This is a genomic window from Microbispora sp. H10670 (genome assembly GCF_014161385.1).
In the GTDB taxonomy this organism is placed as follows: Bacteria; Actinomycetota; Actinomycetes; order Streptosporangiales; family Streptosporangiaceae; genus Microbispora; species Microbispora triticiradicis.
In genome coordinates this window covers 488158-504757 of the sequence record NZ_JABBWW010000001.1, presented here as the reverse complement: position 1 = coordinate 504757, position 16600 = coordinate 488158, and the positions used below count along the sequence as shown (strand labels likewise).

The 16600-nt window shown below is 72.9% G+C and carries 19 protein-coding genes and 1 pseudogene; 9 read left to right on the top strand and 11 right to left on the bottom strand.

Annotated features, from left to right (window positions below):
- Positions 1-40: 40 nt before the first annotated feature.
- Positions 41-604 (bottom strand): methylated-DNA--[protein]-cysteine S-methyltransferase, encoded by a 564-nt coding sequence (locus HHX33_RS02425; RefSeq protein ID WP_117409866.1) that lies wholly within the window; start codon positions 602-604, stop codon positions 41-43.
- A 300-nt stretch (positions 605-904) separates the two neighbouring features.
- Between HHX33_RS02425 and HHX33_RS02420 the strand changes: the two genes are divergently transcribed.
- Positions 905-1357 (top strand): ATP-binding protein, encoded by a 453-nt coding sequence (locus HHX33_RS02420; protein WP_310741174.1) that lies wholly within the window; start codon positions 905-907, stop codon positions 1355-1357.
- Between the two features lie 43 nt (positions 1358-1400).
- On the opposite strand, the gene HHX33_RS02415 is transcribed toward HHX33_RS02420, so the two are convergent.
- The 4 genes from HHX33_RS02415 to HHX33_RS02400 are packed head-to-tail and all read right to left on the bottom strand — an operon-like array spanning position 1401 to position 3154.
- On the bottom strand, positions 1401-1916 hold the full coding sequence (locus HHX33_RS02415) for a GNAT family N-acetyltransferase (RefSeq protein WP_310741173.1): 516 nt from the start codon (positions 1914-1916) through the stop codon (positions 1401-1403).
- 53 nt (positions 1917-1969) lie between these two features.
- A complete protein-coding gene (locus tag HHX33_RS02410; RefSeq protein ID WP_182873084.1) occupies positions 1970-2632 on the bottom strand; it encodes a YidC/Oxa1 family membrane protein insertase in 663 nt (220 codons plus the stop codon).
- A 59-nt stretch (positions 2633-2691) separates the two neighbouring features.
- On the bottom strand, positions 2692-2985 hold the full coding sequence (locus HHX33_RS37025) for a DUF6412 domain-containing protein (protein WP_182873083.1): 294 nt from the start codon (positions 2983-2985) through the stop codon (positions 2692-2694).
- A gap of 1 nt (position 2986) precedes the next feature.
- Positions 2987-3154 (bottom strand): hypothetical protein, encoded by a 168-nt coding sequence (locus tag HHX33_RS02400; RefSeq protein WP_182873082.1) that lies wholly within the window; start codon positions 3152-3154, stop codon positions 2987-2989.
- Positions 3155-3402: 248 nt separating this feature from the next.
- Between HHX33_RS02400 and HHX33_RS02395 the strand changes: the two genes are divergently transcribed.
- Together HHX33_RS02395 and HHX33_RS02390 are read left to right on the top strand one after the other, a co-directional pair.
- Entirely contained in the window at positions 3403-4104 is a 702-nt protein-coding gene (locus tag HHX33_RS02395; protein WP_138459644.1) for a response regulator transcription factor, read from the top strand.
- Complete coding sequence (locus HHX33_RS02390) at positions 4101-5222, top strand: sensor histidine kinase (RefSeq protein WP_310740238.1); 1122 nt, start codon at positions 4101-4103, stop codon at positions 5220-5222. The genes HHX33_RS02395 and HHX33_RS02390 overlap by 4 nt, the downstream gene beginning before the upstream one ends.
- Before the next feature lie 129 nt (positions 5223-5351).
- On the opposite strand, the gene HHX33_RS02385 is transcribed toward HHX33_RS02390, so the two are convergent.
- The 4 genes from HHX33_RS02385 to HHX33_RS02370 all read right to left on the bottom strand — a co-directional run bounded on the left by HHX33_RS02385 (position 5352) and on the right by HHX33_RS02370 (position 7061).
- Positions 5352-5510 (bottom strand): hypothetical protein, encoded by a 159-nt coding sequence (locus tag HHX33_RS02385; protein ID WP_165900884.1) that lies wholly within the window; start codon positions 5508-5510, stop codon positions 5352-5354.
- 259 nt (positions 5511-5769) lie between these two features.
- Positions 5770-5994: a helix-turn-helix domain-containing protein gene (locus HHX33_RS02380; protein ID WP_138459643.1), complete on the bottom strand. Its 225-nt coding sequence runs from the start codon at positions 5992-5994 to the stop codon at positions 5770-5772.
- The gene (locus tag HHX33_RS02375; protein WP_182873081.1) at positions 5994-6485 is read right to left on the bottom strand and encodes a DUF2975 domain-containing protein; all 492 of its coding nucleotides are present in this window, start codon (positions 6483-6485) and stop codon (positions 5994-5996) included. Before HHX33_RS02375 ends, HHX33_RS02380 begins: the two co-directional genes overlap by 1 nt.
- 129 nt (positions 6486-6614) lie before the next feature.
- The gene (locus HHX33_RS02370) at positions 6615-7061 is read right to left on the bottom strand and encodes a hypothetical protein (RefSeq protein WP_259402026.1); all 447 of its coding nucleotides are present in this window, start codon (positions 7059-7061) and stop codon (positions 6615-6617) included.
- Between the two features lie 277 nt (positions 7062-7338).
- Between HHX33_RS02370 and HHX33_RS02365 the strand changes: the two genes are divergently transcribed.
- The 3 genes and pseudogenes from HHX33_RS02365 to mptB all read left to right on the top strand — a co-directional run.
- Positions 7339-7689 (top strand): STAS domain-containing protein, encoded by a 351-nt coding sequence (locus HHX33_RS02365; RefSeq protein ID WP_117409882.1) that lies wholly within the window; start codon positions 7339-7341, stop codon positions 7687-7689.
- A 13-nt stretch (positions 7690-7702) separates the two neighbouring features.
- On the top strand, positions 7703-8440 hold the full coding sequence (locus HHX33_RS02360; RefSeq protein ID WP_182873080.1) for a glycosyltransferase family 2 protein: 738 nt from the start codon (positions 7703-7705) through the stop codon (positions 8438-8440).
- A 146-nt stretch (positions 8441-8586) separates the two neighbouring features.
- A pseudogene (gene mptB / locus HHX33_RS37635) lies at positions 8587-9270 on the top strand (polyprenol phosphomannose-dependent alpha 1,6 mannosyltransferase MptB); the annotation flags it as partial.
- 568 nt (positions 9271-9838) lie between these two features.
- Here mptB and HHX33_RS37630 read toward each other — a convergent pair.
- Entirely contained in the window at positions 9839-12211 is a 2373-nt protein-coding gene (locus HHX33_RS37630) for a hypothetical protein (protein WP_396783945.1), read from the bottom strand.
- Positions 12212-12372: 161 nt separating this feature from the next.
- Here HHX33_RS37630 and HHX33_RS02350 point away from each other — a divergent pair, with 161 nt between their 5' ends.
- The 3 genes from HHX33_RS02350 to serS all read left to right on the top strand — a co-directional run bounded on the left by HHX33_RS02350 (position 12373) and on the right by serS (position 16067).
- Entirely contained in the window at positions 12373-13707 is a 1335-nt protein-coding gene (locus HHX33_RS02350) for a glycosyltransferase 87 family protein (RefSeq protein ID WP_310741171.1), read from the top strand.
- 135 nt (positions 13708-13842) lie between these two features.
- Positions 13843-14763: a prephenate dehydratase gene (pheA, locus tag HHX33_RS02345; protein WP_117409856.1), complete on the top strand. Its 921-nt coding sequence runs from the start codon at positions 13843-13845 to the stop codon at positions 14761-14763.
- A gap of 38 nt (positions 14764-14801) precedes the next feature.
- The gene (serS, locus tag HHX33_RS02340; protein WP_182873078.1) at positions 14802-16067 is read left to right on the top strand and encodes a serine--tRNA ligase; all 1266 of its coding nucleotides are present in this window, start codon (positions 14802-14804) and stop codon (positions 16065-16067) included.
- Between the two features lie 261 nt (positions 16068-16328).
- On the opposite strand, the gene HHX33_RS02335 is transcribed toward serS, so the two are convergent.
- Positions 16329-16532 (bottom strand): cold-shock protein, encoded by a 204-nt coding sequence (locus HHX33_RS02335; RefSeq protein ID WP_041952879.1) that lies wholly within the window; start codon positions 16530-16532, stop codon positions 16329-16331.
- Between the last annotated feature and the right edge of the window lie 68 nt (positions 16533-16600).

Here is a 16600-nt window from a genome sequence, read left to right as displayed (position 1 = left end):
CAGGGTCTGATCGCACGGGCGCCTGAGCCCGTACGGCTGATCAGGGCAGCGCGCCCTCCAGGCGGAGCAGGTGCTCCTTGGCCGCCTTGCCGCCCGCGTACCCGCCGAGCGAACCCGGGCCCTCCACGGCGCGATGGCAGGGCATGAGCAGGCAGAGCGGGTTGCCGGACAGGGCGCCGGCCACCGCGCGCGGCGCCTGGGGCCGCCCGATCCGCTCGGCCATCTCCTGGTAGGTGGTCACGCTCCCGTACGGCACGCCCTGCATCAGCTGGATCACGGTGCGGGAGAAGCCGGTGACCAGGCGCGGGTCCACGGAGAGCGAGAAGGTGCGCAGCCTGCCGGTGAAGTACGCGTCGAGCTCACGGCGCAGGGGATCGAGGCGGCGCGGGTCGGGCCCGATGAACGAGCCGACGGCGCGGGTCACCCGGGCGAAGACCGCGTGCTCGTCCTCGTAGGTGCAGGCGAGCACGCCGCGCGCGGTCACCGCGAGGACCAGGCGGCCGACCGGCGTGTCCGTGGTGCCGAACGCCACCTCGGGCGGGGCCAGGCCGACGTAGCCCGGCGTGGTCACGCGGAGCAGGGCTTCGAGGTCCTCGGTGGACATGGGCGCCCAACTTTCTGTTCATCGCGTGGAGGCAGCGTATCGGAGCGTTCGTGAGGGGCTCGAGAACGCCGCCGGGCCGGCCGGGTTCACCGGGCTGACCAGGGCGGGCGATGCGGAGGATCTCCACTCCGGCGGCACGGTCCGGAGCGTGGCGTCGCGATTTGGCGACTGATCTATTGTCCAATGTGCACAAGCTGTGATCCGGGGCACGGTTTCCCGGCTGATACGACGGGGCATTTCGGTCGTACTGGGTTGTGCAAGGGGAAACGTTGTGCAAGGGGAGTCGGGGGAATCGGGGAGGTGAGTGCGTCGAGCGTCGTGATGCTGCCGTACGCACCGTCGAGCGTCGCCGTCGCACGTCAGCGCCTCAGCGCCGAACTACAGGGGGCGGGGCTGCTCGCGACCGCCGTCGACGACGTGGTGCTCATCTTGAGTGAACTGCTCAGCAACGCCCTGCGGCACGCCCACCCTCTCCCGTCCGGACAGCTCAGGGTGGCCTGGTACTGCTCGGACAGCCAGGTCGAGGTGGCCGTGAGCGACGGCGGCGCCTACACCGAGCCGCGGGCGGGCCGTCCGACGCTGTCGTCACTGGGCGGCCGGGGGCTGGGCATCGTGGAGTATCTCGCCGAGCGCTGGGGGGTCCGGCACGAGGCGGAGATCACCACCGTGTGGGCCGTCGTCCTGGTCGCGACCCCGGACCGTAACGGACATCAGGGTCCGTCCGAAACCCGCATTCTGCGCGAGGTCGGCTGAGCGCCCCCCGTCGGCTGGTGGTCGGTCAGCCGGTGGTCAGGAGTCACGGTCGGCCGAGAGGGTGCTCCAGGCAGAGCAGGTCGTCGCGCGCGTCCCACGACGGGACGACCGCGAAGCCGAGCCGCTCGTAGAGCGCGATCGCCGTCGCCCGCCACCTCCAGACCGACAGCCGTACGGAGCGCAGGCCGGCCTCCCGCGCCCGGGTCAGCGCGGCCCGGACGAGCGCCCCGGCCACGCCCCTGCCGCGTTCGTCCGGGTCCACCCAGAGCCGCTTGATCTCCGCTCGCCCGCCGACCGGCTCCGTCAGCACCACGCAACCGATCAGCACCGCGCAGCCGATCGCGGTCCCGGCGCGGCGCGCGACCAGCACGACGTCCCGCGCGAAGGCCGCTCCGGGGTCCTCGACCTCCGCCCGGTATCGCTCGGGCAGCTCGGCCACGCCGGGCACCGGGACGCCCTTCTCCTCCTCGGTGCGCAGGTGATAGGCCGCGAGGAGCGCGCGCAGCCCCTCCCGGCCGTCCCCGCCCGCCCACGTGCTGATCGAGTACGCATCGGTCACAGGGAGCAGGATTCCATCTCACCCCTGATCGCCCGGGCGCCGGCCCCGGCGGCCTAGGCGGCCCGGGGGTAGAGCACCGCGCGCTCGGCGGTCGCCCAGGCGGTGCTCACGAGCAGGTAGACGCCCGCCGCGAGGGGCAGGAAGGCCGCCGCGAGCACGGTCCAGAACGGGAGCAGGACCTGCAGGCGCCGCATCGGAGCCGCGGGCTCCACCCGGCGGGCGGCGAACACGGCCACGACGGTGAGCAGCGCCAGCAGCGCGGCGAAGACCACCACGGGCGGGCTCAACAGGCCCGCGCCGGCGACCGCCGCCCCCAGGTGCTCTCCCAGCGGCACTCCCAGCACGCCCTGCGCGAGCAGCAGGTTCGGATGCCCCGCGATCGTCACGGTGGTGAACAGCCGGTAGGTGACCATGAAGAACGGCATCTGCGCGAAGCCCGGGAGGAATCCGGCGAACTGGCTGGTGCCCTCCGCCGCGTACAGCGCGTTCACCTCCCGCATGAGCCGCTCCGGGTCCTTCTGCCACCGCTTGCGGAGCTTCTCCACCTGGGGAGCGAGCCGGACCCGGACGCGCTGAGCACGGGCGACGCGGATGCTCAGCGGCAGGAGCGCCAGCCGTACGGCGAGGGTGACGAGGACGATCGCGAGCCCGGCGCCGGTGGCGTGGCTGAGCGCGTCGATGAGCCGGTAGGCGGGGTCGAGCACGAAGTCGAACATGGGGAAGCCTTTCGTCTGAATTCAGGGCATGACGAAGGCGCTCGCGACCGGATCGGTGGTCAGGCGAGCGCGAGGCTTCCTGATGGTGCGCGGGGACGGGGGCGGCCGGGCGCGCCGGGATCGCGCAGCCTCACCATCGCCGTCTCACCGTCGTACGAACGTCTGCCCGGGCCCCGCACGACGGCGGGGACCCCGGTCAGCCGGGAGAGCATCCAGGCGAACACCAGCACGGCCACCCCGGCCACGCCGGCGAAGGCCATCACGGAGGGCACGGCGGAGCCGCCGGCCAATCCGGTGACCAGTTCGGCGAGCAGCCGGACGAGTGACGTGACGGCGGCCTGGAGAGCGTTCACGTCAGCGGGACATCTTCCCCACGACGGTGACCGCGAGCACGGCGACGGCGGCGACGATCCCGATGATCAGCAGGAACTTCAGCGTCGCGAACAGTGCGGGGATGACGAATGCGAACACCAGCCACAGGGCCAGCAGGATCCCCAGAACGGTCAGTACGGTACGGGCCATAGGCACACGCTACGCGGTAGGTCCGACAAGCGCGAGCTTGATCCAAACGAGTCCTACTACCCGCTGCCGCCGAGGTTTCACGTGAATCATCGTGATCGGCGCTGTTTTCCACCGACTCGCGTGCGCTGGAAGATCCCGGGCCCTGCGGTGGCGCTGGTCCCGCGGGTCGTTCTTACGGGGCGGTGACGGGGCTCGGCGCGGTCGTCCCGCGGCTTTACCGTTGAGGCGTGCCCTCCCCGAGGAGTCCGATGTCCGCGAACCCCGCCGCCCGTGTCCTGGTGGTCGACGACGACCCGACCGTCGCCGAGGTGGTCGCCCGCTACCTGGAGCGGGACGGTCACGAGGTCGAGTGCGTGGGCGACGGCGCCGAGGCGTTGCGGCGGGCCCTGGCCGACCCGCCCGACCTGCTCGTGCTCGACCTCATGCTGCCCAAGCTCGACGGTCTCCAGGTCTGCCGGAAGCTGCGGGAGCGCTGGCCGGTTCCCGTGATCATGCTGACCGCCCTGGGCGAGGAGATGGACCGGGTGGTCGGCCTGGAGACCGGCGCGGACGACTACGTGACCAAGCCGTTCAGCCCACGCGAACTCGCCCTGCGCGTCCAGTCCGTGCTGCGGCGGGCCCGGGGCGCCCTGGTGCCGACGGGAACCGGCGTCCTGCGGGACGGCGACCTGGTGGTGGACGTCGGCGCCCACGAGGTGCGCCTCGGCGGGCAGGAGATCACCCTGACCGCCCGCGAGTTCGACCTGCTCGTCTACCTGCTGCGCAACCCGCGTCAGGCGTTCAGCCGGGCGGCGCTGCTCGACCAGGTGTGGGGCTGGTCCTTCGGCGACTCCTCGACCGTGACGGTCCACGTGCGCAGGCTCCGGGAGAAGATCGAGCCGGACCCGACCGACCCGCGGCGGATCGTCACCGTCTGGGGTGTCGGCTACCGCTACGAGCCGCTGTCGTGATCGTCCAGATCGTCGCGGTCGCCGCCGGGCTCGGCCTCGTCATCGCGGCCCTGGGCCTGGCGCTGCTGCGGGTGCTGCGCCGGCGGTCGATCGGCGTGATGCTCGCGGTGGTGGCGGCCGTCACGGTCTCCGCGACGCTGGCCGGGGTGGTCGCCATCACGCTCGCCATGATCATCGAAGGGCGGCCGAAGAACATCGTGCTCACCGTCGTGGCCATCGGCGGCCTCGTCGGACTCGGCGTGGCGCTGGTGAACGCGCGTACGGTGGTGCGCGCCAGCAGGAGCCTGGTGACCGCGGTGGAGAACGTGCCGCCTTCGGGCCGTTTCACGCCGCCGCCCACCCCGCTTCCGGCCGAGCTGCGGACCATCGGCGCCGCCCTGGAGCAGGCGTACGAGCGGCTCCGGCTGGGCCGCGAGCGGGAGCGGGCGCTGGAGAGCGCGCGGCGCGAACTCGTCGCCTGGGTCAGCCACGACCTGCGTACGCCCCTCGCCGGGATGCGGGCGATGGTCGAGGCGCTGGAGGACGGGGTGGCCGACGACCCCGAGACGGTCAAGCGCTACCACGTCCAGATCAGGGTGGAGGTCGACCGGCTCGCCGGGATGGTGGAGGACCTGTTCGAGCTGTCGCGGATCCACGCGGGTTCGCTGCGGCTGTCGCTCGCCCGCACCGGGCTCGGCGACCTCGTGGCGGACACGCTGGCCGCCGTCGAGCCGCTGGCCCGCGCCGAACGGGTACGCCTGTCCGGCGAGGCCGACCCGCACGTCCCCGTCTACGCCGACGCCGGGCATCTCGGCCGGGCCGTACGCAACCTGGTCGTGAACGCGATCCGGCACACGCCCGCCGGGGGGACGGTCCTCGTGCGCGCGGCGGCGGACGGAACGGCCGCCCGGCTGTCGGTGCTCGACGGCTGCGGCGGCATCCCGGAGGAGGATCTCCCCCGGGTCTTCGACGTCGCGTTCCGCGGCGAGGCGGCACGCACGCCCGGCCCCGACGGCGGCGCCGGGCTCGGCCTCGCGATCGCCCGCGGCATCGTCGAGGCCCACGACGGGGAGATCGGCGTGGTCAACGAGGGCCCCGGCTGCCGTTTCACGATCACGCTGCCGCTGGGTCGTGCCTGACGGATCAGGCCCGGCTTCGCGTGACCCGGGCGGTGCTCGCGACGGGCGATCCAGGCCGGCCGCTCCCGGCCGCCGGAGGAGCGGCGCCGCGTGCGGGTGTCGTCCGCACGCGGTCCGCCACGGCGGGTCTCAGCAGGTCCCGACCTCGCCGCAGTAGTAGCCGTAGTTCCCGCCGTAGCAGCACCACCGCTGCTGCATGCACCAGCACGGCACGGTGGCCGACGCCTCGACCCGCGGTACCAGGCGGGCGAGCAGGCGGTCGCCCAGGGACTGGATCGTGTGGAACATCGGGCTCCTTCCCTCGGTTGATTGCGCGCGATCACCCTCACGTTCTCATCGCGACGGCGCAGGTCAACCGATGGGACGCGGCGATGCCGCCCGGTCGCCCCGCCGCCCGGGAACCACGGCGGTGACCTGCGGACCGCCCCCGGCCACGACCGGGATCCGGCGCGCAAGAAAGCGGCCGCGGTGAAAAGTTCACGCCCTGAGCGGGCACGCCCGAACGGCGGCGTGACCATCCAGGCGTTTTCACGCCAGGCCCGGGGCGTCATGCGCCCGCGGCGTCCTCGTCGGCCTCCCAGCGCAGCAGGTCGCCCGGCTGGCACTGGAGCACCTCGCAGAGGGCGGCGAGCGTCGTGAAGCGCACCGCCTTGGCGCGGCCGTTCTTGAGTACCGCCAGGTTGGCGGGCGTGATCCCGACGCGGTCCGCGAGTTCGCCCACGGACATCTTCCGCCTGGCCAGCATCACGTCGATGTCGACGGCGATCGGCATCAGATCACCTCGTCCAACTCGGCCTGCATCTGCGCCGCTTCGACGTCGCGCGCGACGGCCTGGGCGAGCAGCATCCGCAGCACGAGCACGATGAGCGCGACCCCCAGGATGGCCACGCCGACCCCGCCCATGATGACGGTGACGCCCGGGTCGTCCCGCTGGCCCGGCGCGTTGAGAACCGTGACCGCGAACCACACGAGGGCGGCCGCCACGATCGCGCCGATCACGCCGTCCACGTACCGGAAGGCGGCGTGGGAGAACACGGTTCCGCGTCGCACCATCGTCAGCAGCCGCCATACGCAGACCAGGGCGACCTGGACCGACACCATGCCCAGGATCGTGATCACGCGCAGCGGGGTCAGCGGGAGCGACCCGTCCTCCGGGTCGCTCCCGCTGACCAATGCCCACACCATCAATGCCTGTACGAACGCGGTGCCGGCGAGCACCACCACGAGCACGGCGCGCAGCGCAAGCACCGTCAGCTTTCCCATGGCTCACCCTTCCATCGAGAAACGATGGAAATCTATCGAAAAGCAATAGATGAATCAAAGCTGGGACGGAGAATGGGCGGCGGTTCCGCACCATCGCGGGACACTGCCGCCCCCTTCCGCGGCGATGCGCTAGCCGAGGTCGGGGGCTCTCTGCGGTTCGAGCCGTCCCCGCCAGGAGGGCAGGCCCGGTGCGGCCTCCCGGCGGCGCGGCGTGAACGCCTCCGCCATCGCGCGGAACGTGGGGCAGGGCCAGCGCCACATGCAGCTCCTGCATCGCAGGATCGGGTTCGCCGGGTCGCTGGAGATGCCGCCCGCGTCCCTGGGCTGGTGCAGGTCGAGCAGCCGGATGCCGAGCTCGGAGAAGCACAGCAGCTCCTCGCGGGCCTCGGCGAGGAAGTCGAGGTCCTCGCCGACCAGGCGGGCGCTGACCCGGACGTACCCCTCGCGGTTCAGCAGGCCGCGCAGCGGCTCGGCGGAGGCGCGCCACGACGAGGCCTTCTCGGTGTGCGCCTGGATCGTCTCCAGATGCTCCCGCAGTACGCGCCGCTGGAAATCTTCGGGAATGTCACTGTTCATGATGCTGTCGGGCCCACTGTTCCGGGTTATGGCCGTGGATCTCCCAAGTGGTGAAGATCCACGTGGCATTCCCAGGCGCCCGCCCTCCTTCCGCGAAGTGACGACCACGACGCGGAGGTTCCGGGGCCCTCCATCCGGCGACGCCGGTGTCGCTCAGCGTCAAGCTTCGCGCACTCCGCGTTTACATGCGGCCGGAATCGGGGACAAAGGGCGGACGACTCTTCGACGCAACCCGTGGAACGTGACCCGGGGCCGGGACGACGCTAGTGTGCGCGTCGTGGAGCTGAAAGTCGCGACGCAATCCCACGCCGGTCAGGCCGTCATGGCCGTATTCGGCGAAATCGACCTCTATACCGCGCCTCGGTTGCAGACGGAGTTCACCCGCCTGCTGGACACCGGGCCGGACCGGGTGGTCATCGACATGTCCGGAGTGGAGTTCTGCGACTCCACGGGCATGAACGTGCTGCTCTCCGCGCTCAAGCGGCTGCGGGAGCGCGGCGGCACGCTGGAGGTGGCCGCGCCGAGACCGGCGGTACGGAAGATTCTCCAGGTCACCGGCCTGGACTCGGTGTTCACCGTGTACGACGCGGTGCCCGCCGATCTCCTCACCGCCGAACACCAGGGCTAGGCGTATGAGGGACATGGCAGTGCCCGAGCCGGACACCGCGGTGGTGATCCCGGCGAAGGACGAGGCCGAACGGATCGGCGCCACCGTGAGCGCCGCCCTGAAGCTGCCCGGCGTGGATCTCGTGGTCGTGGTCGACGACGGCTCGTCCGACGAGACCGGCCGGGTGGCCAGGGCGGCCGGCGCCCGGGTCGTACGGCACAGCCGCAACAGGGGCAAGGCCGCGGCGATGGAGAGCGGGGCGGAGGCCGCGGGCCTCCTGGACGCGGACCACGCACGTCACCTGCTGTTCCTCGACGCCGATCTGGGTGAGACGGCGGCGGCGGCCGTCCCGCTGATCGCGCCCGTGCGGGCGGGCGAGGCCGACATGACCATCGCGACGTTCGCGACCAGGGTCAAGCTCGGCGGCCACGGCATCGTCGTACGGGTGGCGCGCGACGGGATCAAACGGCTGACCGGCTGGGAGGCGACCCAGCCGCTCAACGGGCAGCGGTGCCTCACCCGGGACGCCTTCGAGGCGGCCCGCCCGCTCGCGCACGGCTTCGGCGTCGAGACCGGGATGACCGTCGACCTCCTCAGGAAGGGCTTCCGGGTGGTCGAGGTCGAGGTCGAGATGTCGCACCGGGCCACCGGCACCGACTGGCGTTCCCAGGTGCACCGGGCGCGGCAGCTTCGCGACGTCGGCCTGGCCCTCGCCGCCCGCGAGCCCGTGGTGCGGCAGACCCTGTCCACGATCAGGTCGCCGCGCGGGTAGCCGCCCGCACGGGCGTGACCGGCCCGGCCGTGTGGTGGAATTCTCGGGTGGAAGCGCGGACCGTCGCCGGGCCGGCCGTGGCCGTGGCGGCGGGCGGCCTGTCGATCCTGCTCACGATCGCGATCGGCGTCCTCGGGCCGTCCGCGATGGTGCCCGCGCTGCCCGGGCCACCCGGGCAGGCCGAGTCGTGGCAGCCCCCCTGGTCCCTGGGCCTCGCCCCCGACGGGCGTCTCGTCGTCGCCATGGCCGCCGCGGCCGTCGTGCTCGGGGCGATCGGCCTGGCCGCCGGGCTGTCGTGCGTCGACCGGCTGCCGAAGGCGCGCACGCTCGTCCTCGCGGGATGCGCTGCCGCCGGGGTGCTCGCGTTCCTGCCGCCCTCCGGGTCGGCCGACCATCTCAACTACGCGGCGTACGGCCGGATGGCGGCCCTCGGGTACGACCCCTATCTGACCGTGCCCGCCGACCTGCCCGGCGATCCGGTGATCGGCCACGTGGAGGAGTGGACGAGGACCCCCAGCGTGTACGGCCCGGTCGCGACGGCCGTACAGGCTCTGGCGAGCCACGTGGGCGGCGACTCGGTCCGCCTGACGGTCTTCGTGATGGCCCTGGTCAACGCCGCCGCGTTCGCCGCCACCGGCCTGCTGCTGCACCGTGTTGCTGCTCGTGCTGCTGCTCGTGGCACCGGGGGTGTCACGGCCGGCGACTCCGTACGGCAGCGCCGCGCGGCCCTGCTCTGGACGGCGAACCCGCTGGTCGTCTACCAGCTCGTGGCCGGGATGCACCTCGACACCCTCGCGGTCGCGCTCGTCGTGGCCGGGCTCGTCGCCCGCCGGGGCGTGCCGCTCGGCCTGGGCGTCGCGGTCAAGGCCACCGTGGGCGTGGTCGCGCTGGGCACGGCGTGGGAGCTGCGCGGCAACCCGCGGCGGCTCGCCCTGGTCGCCGGGCTCGCCACGCTCACCGTCGTCGTGGCGTACCTGCTCGCCGGGCCCCACTCGCTCGACCAGCTGCTGAACGCCAGCAGGTCGGTCTCGCTCGCCACCCCGTGGGCGCTCGGGAAGAAGGCCCTGCAGGCGGTGTTCGGGTCCGGGGCGTACCACGCGTGGATCCAGACGGGGTCGCTGCTCCTGCTGGCCGCGCTCGCCGTCCTGATGCTGCGCGGCCGCCCGGTGGCGGAGCGCGAGGGGCCGGTCGTCGCCCTCGCCGTCGCGGTGGCCTGGCTGTTCGCCACGCCGTACGCGCTGCCGTGGTACGACGGGCTGGGCTTCGCGCTGCTCGCCCTGGTCGCCTGGCCGGGCCTGGAAGCGTTCCTGGTCGCCCGGCTCACCGTGCTCTCGCTGGCCTATCTCCCCGCGCGCCAGGCGCACCAGCCGGACGACCTGTCGTGGCGCGTCGACGTGGTCAGGCAGTGGGTGGCGCCGTCGCTTCTGCTGGCGCTGACGATCGTGCTGCTGTGGTGGGCGGCGCGAGCTGGAGGGCGTGTACGGACGCCGCCAGCGCCAGCGGCACCGCGACCGTCAGGGCCATCGCCGGAATCGCGATCCCCGAGTCGTTGATCAGGAACCCGGCGAAGGCCGCGGTCAGCGCGCCGATCAGCCCCGCCCGCAGTTCGGGGGCCTGGGCGTAGGCCAGGCTGAGCGCCGCCGCGCCCCACCGCGAGGGCCTGGCCAGCACGAGGAACAGGAACGCCAGCGCGACCACCGACAGCAGCGTCAGCGGCAGGTTGCCCAGGGTGTGGAGCATCGCCCCCAGCTTGCGGCCGACGACCGAGCCGCCGTCGCCGCCGATGATCTGCTGGACGAACGCCCCGAGATGGGTGCGCTGATCGGCCGGGCGCAGCCAGTCGGCCACCGCGATCAGCGAGATGAGCGCCGCGCCCGCCAGCCCGATCACGCCGAGCCGGAGGACCGACACCCGCCTGCCCGCGGTCATCAGCACGCACACCGCCACGCCGAGGACGAACGACGGCACGCCGCCGAAGTCCGCGCCCCAGGTCGGCCAGCCGTCCCCGGCGATCGCGAGCAGGCCGTACGCCACGCACACGGCCACGGCGAGCCTCGGCCGACGGCGCAGCGCGTGGGCGACGGCGGCCAGCAGCAGGATGGTGCCGGTCGAGTAGACGGCGAAGGCCATGTTGCCGAAGCCGTAGAACCGGCCGCCGGTCACGGGCTCGTACCCGGCCACGGCGTTCACCTGCAGCCGCGAGCCGGTGACCACGTCGGCGAGGAGCGCGAGCGAACTGACCCCGGCGACCACGGCGGGCGGCCCGAGCACCCGGCCGCGCCACGGCCCCGCGTACGCGAGCCCCGCCACGAGGGCGGCGAAGGCCACGATCGTGCCGAGCAGGGCGGGCATCGGGTGCCGGAGGCTCCACCACGGCACGAGCTGGGCCAGGAAGATCGACACCGGGAGCGCGGCGCTGACCGTGGCGACCACGCGGGTGGCGGTGAGCATGCGCCGGTGACGCCTGACCACGATCGCGGCGAGGGCGTAGAACAGCAGTTGCGCGCTGACCAGCGCGATGAAGAACGGCTCCCTGACCTCTCTGAGCACCTGGCTCGCCAGGTCGGCGTCGGCCGGCCCGCGGGCCGCCTCGGCCGCGGGCGGAGCCGCGCCGCCCCCCGACCACGCCCTGCCGACCACGCCCTCGGGCGTGGGGATGCCGAGCAGGTGGGTGACCGTGGCCGTGATGTCGGTGATCGTGACCAGTGCCCGCTGCCGGGTCGAGGCGGCGGTCAGCCATCCACGCCCGTACGGCCCGCCCGAGGCGATCGCCACGTGGAGATGAGCGACGGAGCCGGAGTCGGAGATCCCGGCCACCAGGACGGTGGCGCCCTGGGGGACCTTCGACAGCACCTCGCCCACGGTCCGGTCGGCCGCGCTCACGGCCTCCCGCCGTGCCTCCCCGTCCAGGTCGGCCGGCTCCCGTTCGGCCCCGGCCGTGGTTGTGGACGGCGCGGCCCGGACTGGGAACGCTGTTGATTCCGGTGCCGATGCCGTGGACCGCGCGGGCTGGGTTGTGGACGGCGCGGCCGGCGGTGTGGCCTGGGTTGTGGACGGTGTGGATTGCGTGGCCGGGGGGCTCACCTGTCCGTCGCCGGTCCAGGCTCGGGTGATCTCCCCGGCCTCGGCGACGACCAGTGCGTACGGCGCGAGGTCGGGCAGCGCGGCGGGCGTGGCGGCGTACGCCGCGACCCGGCCGGATCCGTCGGCGGCGGCGAGGGCGGCTCCCGGGCCGATCGCCGCGACCTTCCCTCCGGCGGCGGTGACGGCGTCGGCGAGGAGCCCGAGCCGTGCCTTGAACGGACTGGACTGCTGCGCGGCGACCAGCGCGGGCCAGCCGGGCACCGACGCCGTACCACCGTCGCCGGCGGCCACGGGTGCGGGGATCGCGCCGCAACCTGGGCCGGGGGAGGCCGCCCGCTGGCCCGCCGAGACGGTCAGCCATCCGGCGGCCGGGCAGGTGACGGGCAGGCCTTCCGGGGGCACCGCCCGCGTGGACAGCGACGCGGTGGAGCCCCGGTCGGCCAGAGCCCACAAGGTGGGCGTCCGCTCCGGATCGAGGTCCGCCCAGCGAAGCCCGGGCACCCCGATCACCACCACCCGCCCCACCGGCACGGCTCCAGCCACCGGCAGGGTTCCCCCCGCCGGCGCGGTTCCGGCGGAGGCCGGGCCGGAAGAGGCGGGCACGATGAGGGCCGCGACGAGGAGCGTGAGGAGAGCCGCGAGGAGCACCCGCGCCGTGCGAGGGCTGGGGCCGCCAGGGGTGAGCATCGGCACAGAGCGGGGGCCTGGGCTCACGGGCACGCTGCCGCGGCCCGGCGGGGCGGCGGAAGGTCCCCGGCCCGGCGCCGGTGCTGGTGCGGATGGCACTGTTCCAGGCTCCCTCATGATCGGCGATGGCGCGGCCACGGTCCACGGTAACCTGCCTGGTTGTGACGACTGGCCGCATCGCCGGGGCCCGCCGGCCCGCCTGGGCATGGGCGCTGGCCCTGGTGGCGGTGGCCGCCGCCGCGTCCCCGCTGATCGCCTACTGGCTCACCAATCCGGACGACCAGCGCCTCGTCGACCTCGACGTCTACCGTACGGGCGGCTGGGCACTCCTGCGGGGCCTGCCCGTCTACGACGTGATCACGCCGGCGCCCCAGTTGCTGCCCTTCACGTACCCGCCGGTCGCCGCGATGCTGGCGGTGCCGCTCGCCGCGATGTCCTGGCCGGTCGCGCAGTGGGTGTGGACGATCGCGATCGTCGCCGTTCTCGCGGTGACGGTCCGGCACGCGTTCCGGGCCTGCCTGGACGGCGTGCGCGGCGCCCTGGCCGCGCCCGCGCTGTTCGCCGTCCTGTGCGCCGCGTGCATGTACCTCATGCCGATCAGGGACCAGGTCAGGTTCGGCCAGGTGGATCTGTTCCTCCTCTCGCTGTGCCTGCTCGACTGCGTGGTGCGCCGCCCGTGGTGGCCGCGCGGGATGCTCATCGGGCTGGCGACGGCGGTGAAGCTGACCCCCGGCGTGTTCCTCGTCTACCTGGCCGTCACCGCGTTCGCCCCTCGCGACGCCGACCCAGGCCGCAGCGGCACCGCCCCCAGCGGCCCGAGGCAGCGCCACGGGGACATCGCGCAGCGCGGGGACGCGGCGCAGCGGCGGGCTCTGTTCATGGCGGTGTTCACGGCGGCGGTGCTCACGCTGCTGCCGTTCCTGGTGATCACCGACGACGCGCGGGACTTCTGGTTCGGGGCGCTGCTCGACTCCGAGCGGCTGGGCGCCAACGCCGCCACCACCAACCAGTCGCTGCGGGGCATGCTGCTGAGGCTCTACCTGCCCGACACGCTGACCTCGGCCGTCTGGCTCGCCGCCGTCGCGGCCGTCGGCTGGTACGGCTTCCGCCAGGCCCGGCGGGCGCACCTGGACGGCGACGCGATGACGGCGGTCGCGCTCACCGGGCTGATGGCGGTGCTGCTGTCGCCGGTGGCGTGGATCCATCACATCGCCTGGATCGTGGTGGTGATCGCGGCCGTGGCCGGGTCCGGGCGCGACCCGGTCCGGCTGCTGGTCGCGGCCGGCGTGTGGCTGTACTACGTGCTGCCCATCCCCTGGTGGGGAGTGTCGATCAAGGCGCTGGAGATCCCGATCCTCAGCCCGGTCGCCGGGAAGGTCGTGCAGAACGCCTTCGGGCTCGGGGCGATCGGCCTGGTCTGGCTGCTCGGGTCCTGGCTGCCGCGACGGCGGGCCGCCGTCACCACAGCTGCCGCGGTCCCCGCCGCGAAGGCCTGACTCCGGGAACGCGCGCCCGACGGGCCGGGTGGAGGGTGTGCGCGGCAGCCGGGTGGGCAGTGCGATCGCCTCAGGTTTTCCACAGAAGGTGATTCGGCGCGCTCACAGCCGATACCTGCGGATACTCTGGACGGCATGTCGAAGCTCGCGTACCTGGGGCCGCAGGGCACCTTCTGTGAAGCGGCACTGCGACTCCTGGCGCCCGACGCCGAGCGCCTGCCCTGCGCCAACGTCGGAGCCGCGCTCGACGCCGCCCGCGACGGCGCGGCCGACGGCGCGGTCGTCCCGCTGGAGAACTCGGTGGAGGGGGCGATCACCCAGACCCTCGACGAGCTGGCCAAGGGCAGGTCGCTGCACATCACCGGCGAGGTGCTGCTCCCGGTCGAGTTCGCCCTGCTGGTCCGGCCCGGCACCGAGCTGGCCCAGATCAAGCGGATCATCACGCATCCCGCCGCGCACACGCAGTGCCGGGGGTTCATCGAGCGCGAGCTGCCCGGTGCCGTGGTGATCGCCGGATCCTCCACGGCCGCCGCCGCGCAGGAGGTCTCCCTCCCCGGCTCGCCGTACGACGCGGCCATCAGCCCGGCCATCGCCGGGGAGTACTACGGGCTCGACGCCGTCGCCTCGGACATCGGCGACCGCTCCGACACCGTGACGCGGTTCATCCAGGTGAGCCGGCCGGGGCCGCTGCCCGAGCCGACCGGCGCCGACCGCACCTCGCTCGTCGCCTTCCTGCGCGACGACCACCCGGGTGCCCTGCTGGAGATGCTGAGCGAGTTCGCCGTGCGCGGGGTGAACCTGACCCGGATCGAGTCGCGCCCCACCGGCGACGGCATCGGGCGTTACTTCTTCCACTTCGACCTGGAGGGTCACATCGCGGACGCCAGGGTCGGCGAGGCCGTCTCCGGGCTCCACCGGCTCTGCGGCGACCTGCGCTTCCTCGGCAGCTATCCCCGGGCCGACCGGGTCGCCACGCAGGTCAAGCCGGGTACGGCGGACGGCGACTTCGACGAGGCCGCGCAGTGGCTCGGAAAGATCCGCGCCGGTCTCGCTTGACACACGGGAGCCGCACCGGCTCCGGTAGCCTGTGAGCCGTGATTGACCTGCGAACCCTTCGTGAGGACCCGGACCGGCTCCGGGCGTCGCAGCGCGTCCGCGGCGAGGACGACTCGGTCGTGGAGATCCTGCTGTCGCTCGACGAGCGCCGCCGTGCCGCGCTCAACAACTTCGAGTCGCTGCGCGCCGAGCAGAAGAGCATCGGCAAGTCGGTGTCCCGCGCGTCCGGAGACGAGCGCCAGGCGCTGCTCGACCGCGCGAAGGAGCTGGCCGCGCAGGTGAAGACGGCCGAGGCCGAGGCCGCCGCGCTGGCGGGCGAGCTCGACGAGCTGCTCATGACCGTCCCGAACATCGTCGAGGAGGGCGCGCCCCCCGGCGGCGAGGACGACTACGTGGTCATCGAGGAGGTCGGCGAGAAGCCGGTCTTCGACTTCGAGCCGCGTGACCACGTCGAGCTGGGCGAGCTGCTCGGCGCGATCGACACCGAGCGCGGGGCCAAGGTGTCCGGCGCGCGGTTCTTCTTCCTGAAGGGCGCCGGCGCGCGGCTCCAGCTCGGGCTGCTGAACATGGCGATCCAGCAGGCGGTCGAGGCGGGCTTCACGCCGATGATCACCCCTGTGCTCGTGAAGCCGGAGTCGATGCAGGGCACCGGCTTCCTCGGCGCCCACGCGAGCGAGGTCTACCGGCTGGAGGCCGACGACCTCTACCTGGTCGGCACCAGCGAGGTGCCGCTGGCGGCGTACCACTCCGACGAGATCCTCGACCGGGCGGCGCTGCCGATGCGGTACGCCGGGTGGTCGTCCTGCTTCCGGCGCGAGGCGGGGTCGTACGGCAAGGACACCCGGGGGATCATCCGCGTCCACCAGTTCGACAAGGTGGAGATGTTCTCCTACTGCCGTCCCGAGGACGCGCACGAGGAGCACCTGCGGCTCCTCGCGTGGGAGAAGGAGATGCTGGAGAAGGTCGAGATCCCCTACCGCGTGATCGACGTGGCGGGCGGCGACCTCGGCTCGTCGGCGGCCCGCAAGTACGACTGCGAGGGCTGGGTGCCCACCCAGGGCCGCTACCGCGAGCTGACCTCGACCTCGAACTGCACCGACTTCCAGGCCCGCCGCCTCAAGGTGCGCTACCGCGACGAGGACGGCAGGCCGCAGCACGTGGCCACGCTCAACGGCACGCTCGCCACCACCCGGTGGATCGTGGCGATCCTGGAGAACCACCAGCAGGCGGACGGCTCGGTCGTGGTGCCCAAGGCGCTGCGGCCGTACGTCGGACTCGACGTTCTGGAGCCGGTGTCGCGTTAGGGACGCGCCGCCGGGCCGCCCTCTTCGGCGCCTGGTGAAGGGGCCGGGTGATTGGCCGAGTGAGGGCGGGCGTCAGGAGTGATGTAAATCTCTTCGCCGGATCGGCGATCGGACCCGAAAGAGGCCTCCGTGCGTGAAACTTTCACGCACGGAGGCCTCCTCATGTGAGCGGTACCAGACCTGGCGGCCGGGCCGGCGATTGAGCCCGGATATACGAAAGGCGGGGCTCGCAGGCGCGAGCCCCGCCTTCGTCACGTCAGGTCAGAGACCACGGACGTTCGACGCCTGCGGACCCTTCGGACCGGCGATGACCTCGAACTCGACCCGCTGGCCGTCCTCGAGGTTGCGGTAGCCGCTGCCAGTGATCGCGGAGAAGTGCACGAACACGTCGGGCTCGCCGCCGTCCGGTGCGATGAAGCCGAAGCCCTTCTCAGCGTTGAACCACTTGACGGTTCCCTGAGCCATTACTGCTCTCCCTAAGGAAGTGAATCTTGGGGACCACACCTCGTGGCCCCCGGTGTGTCGCACAGCTC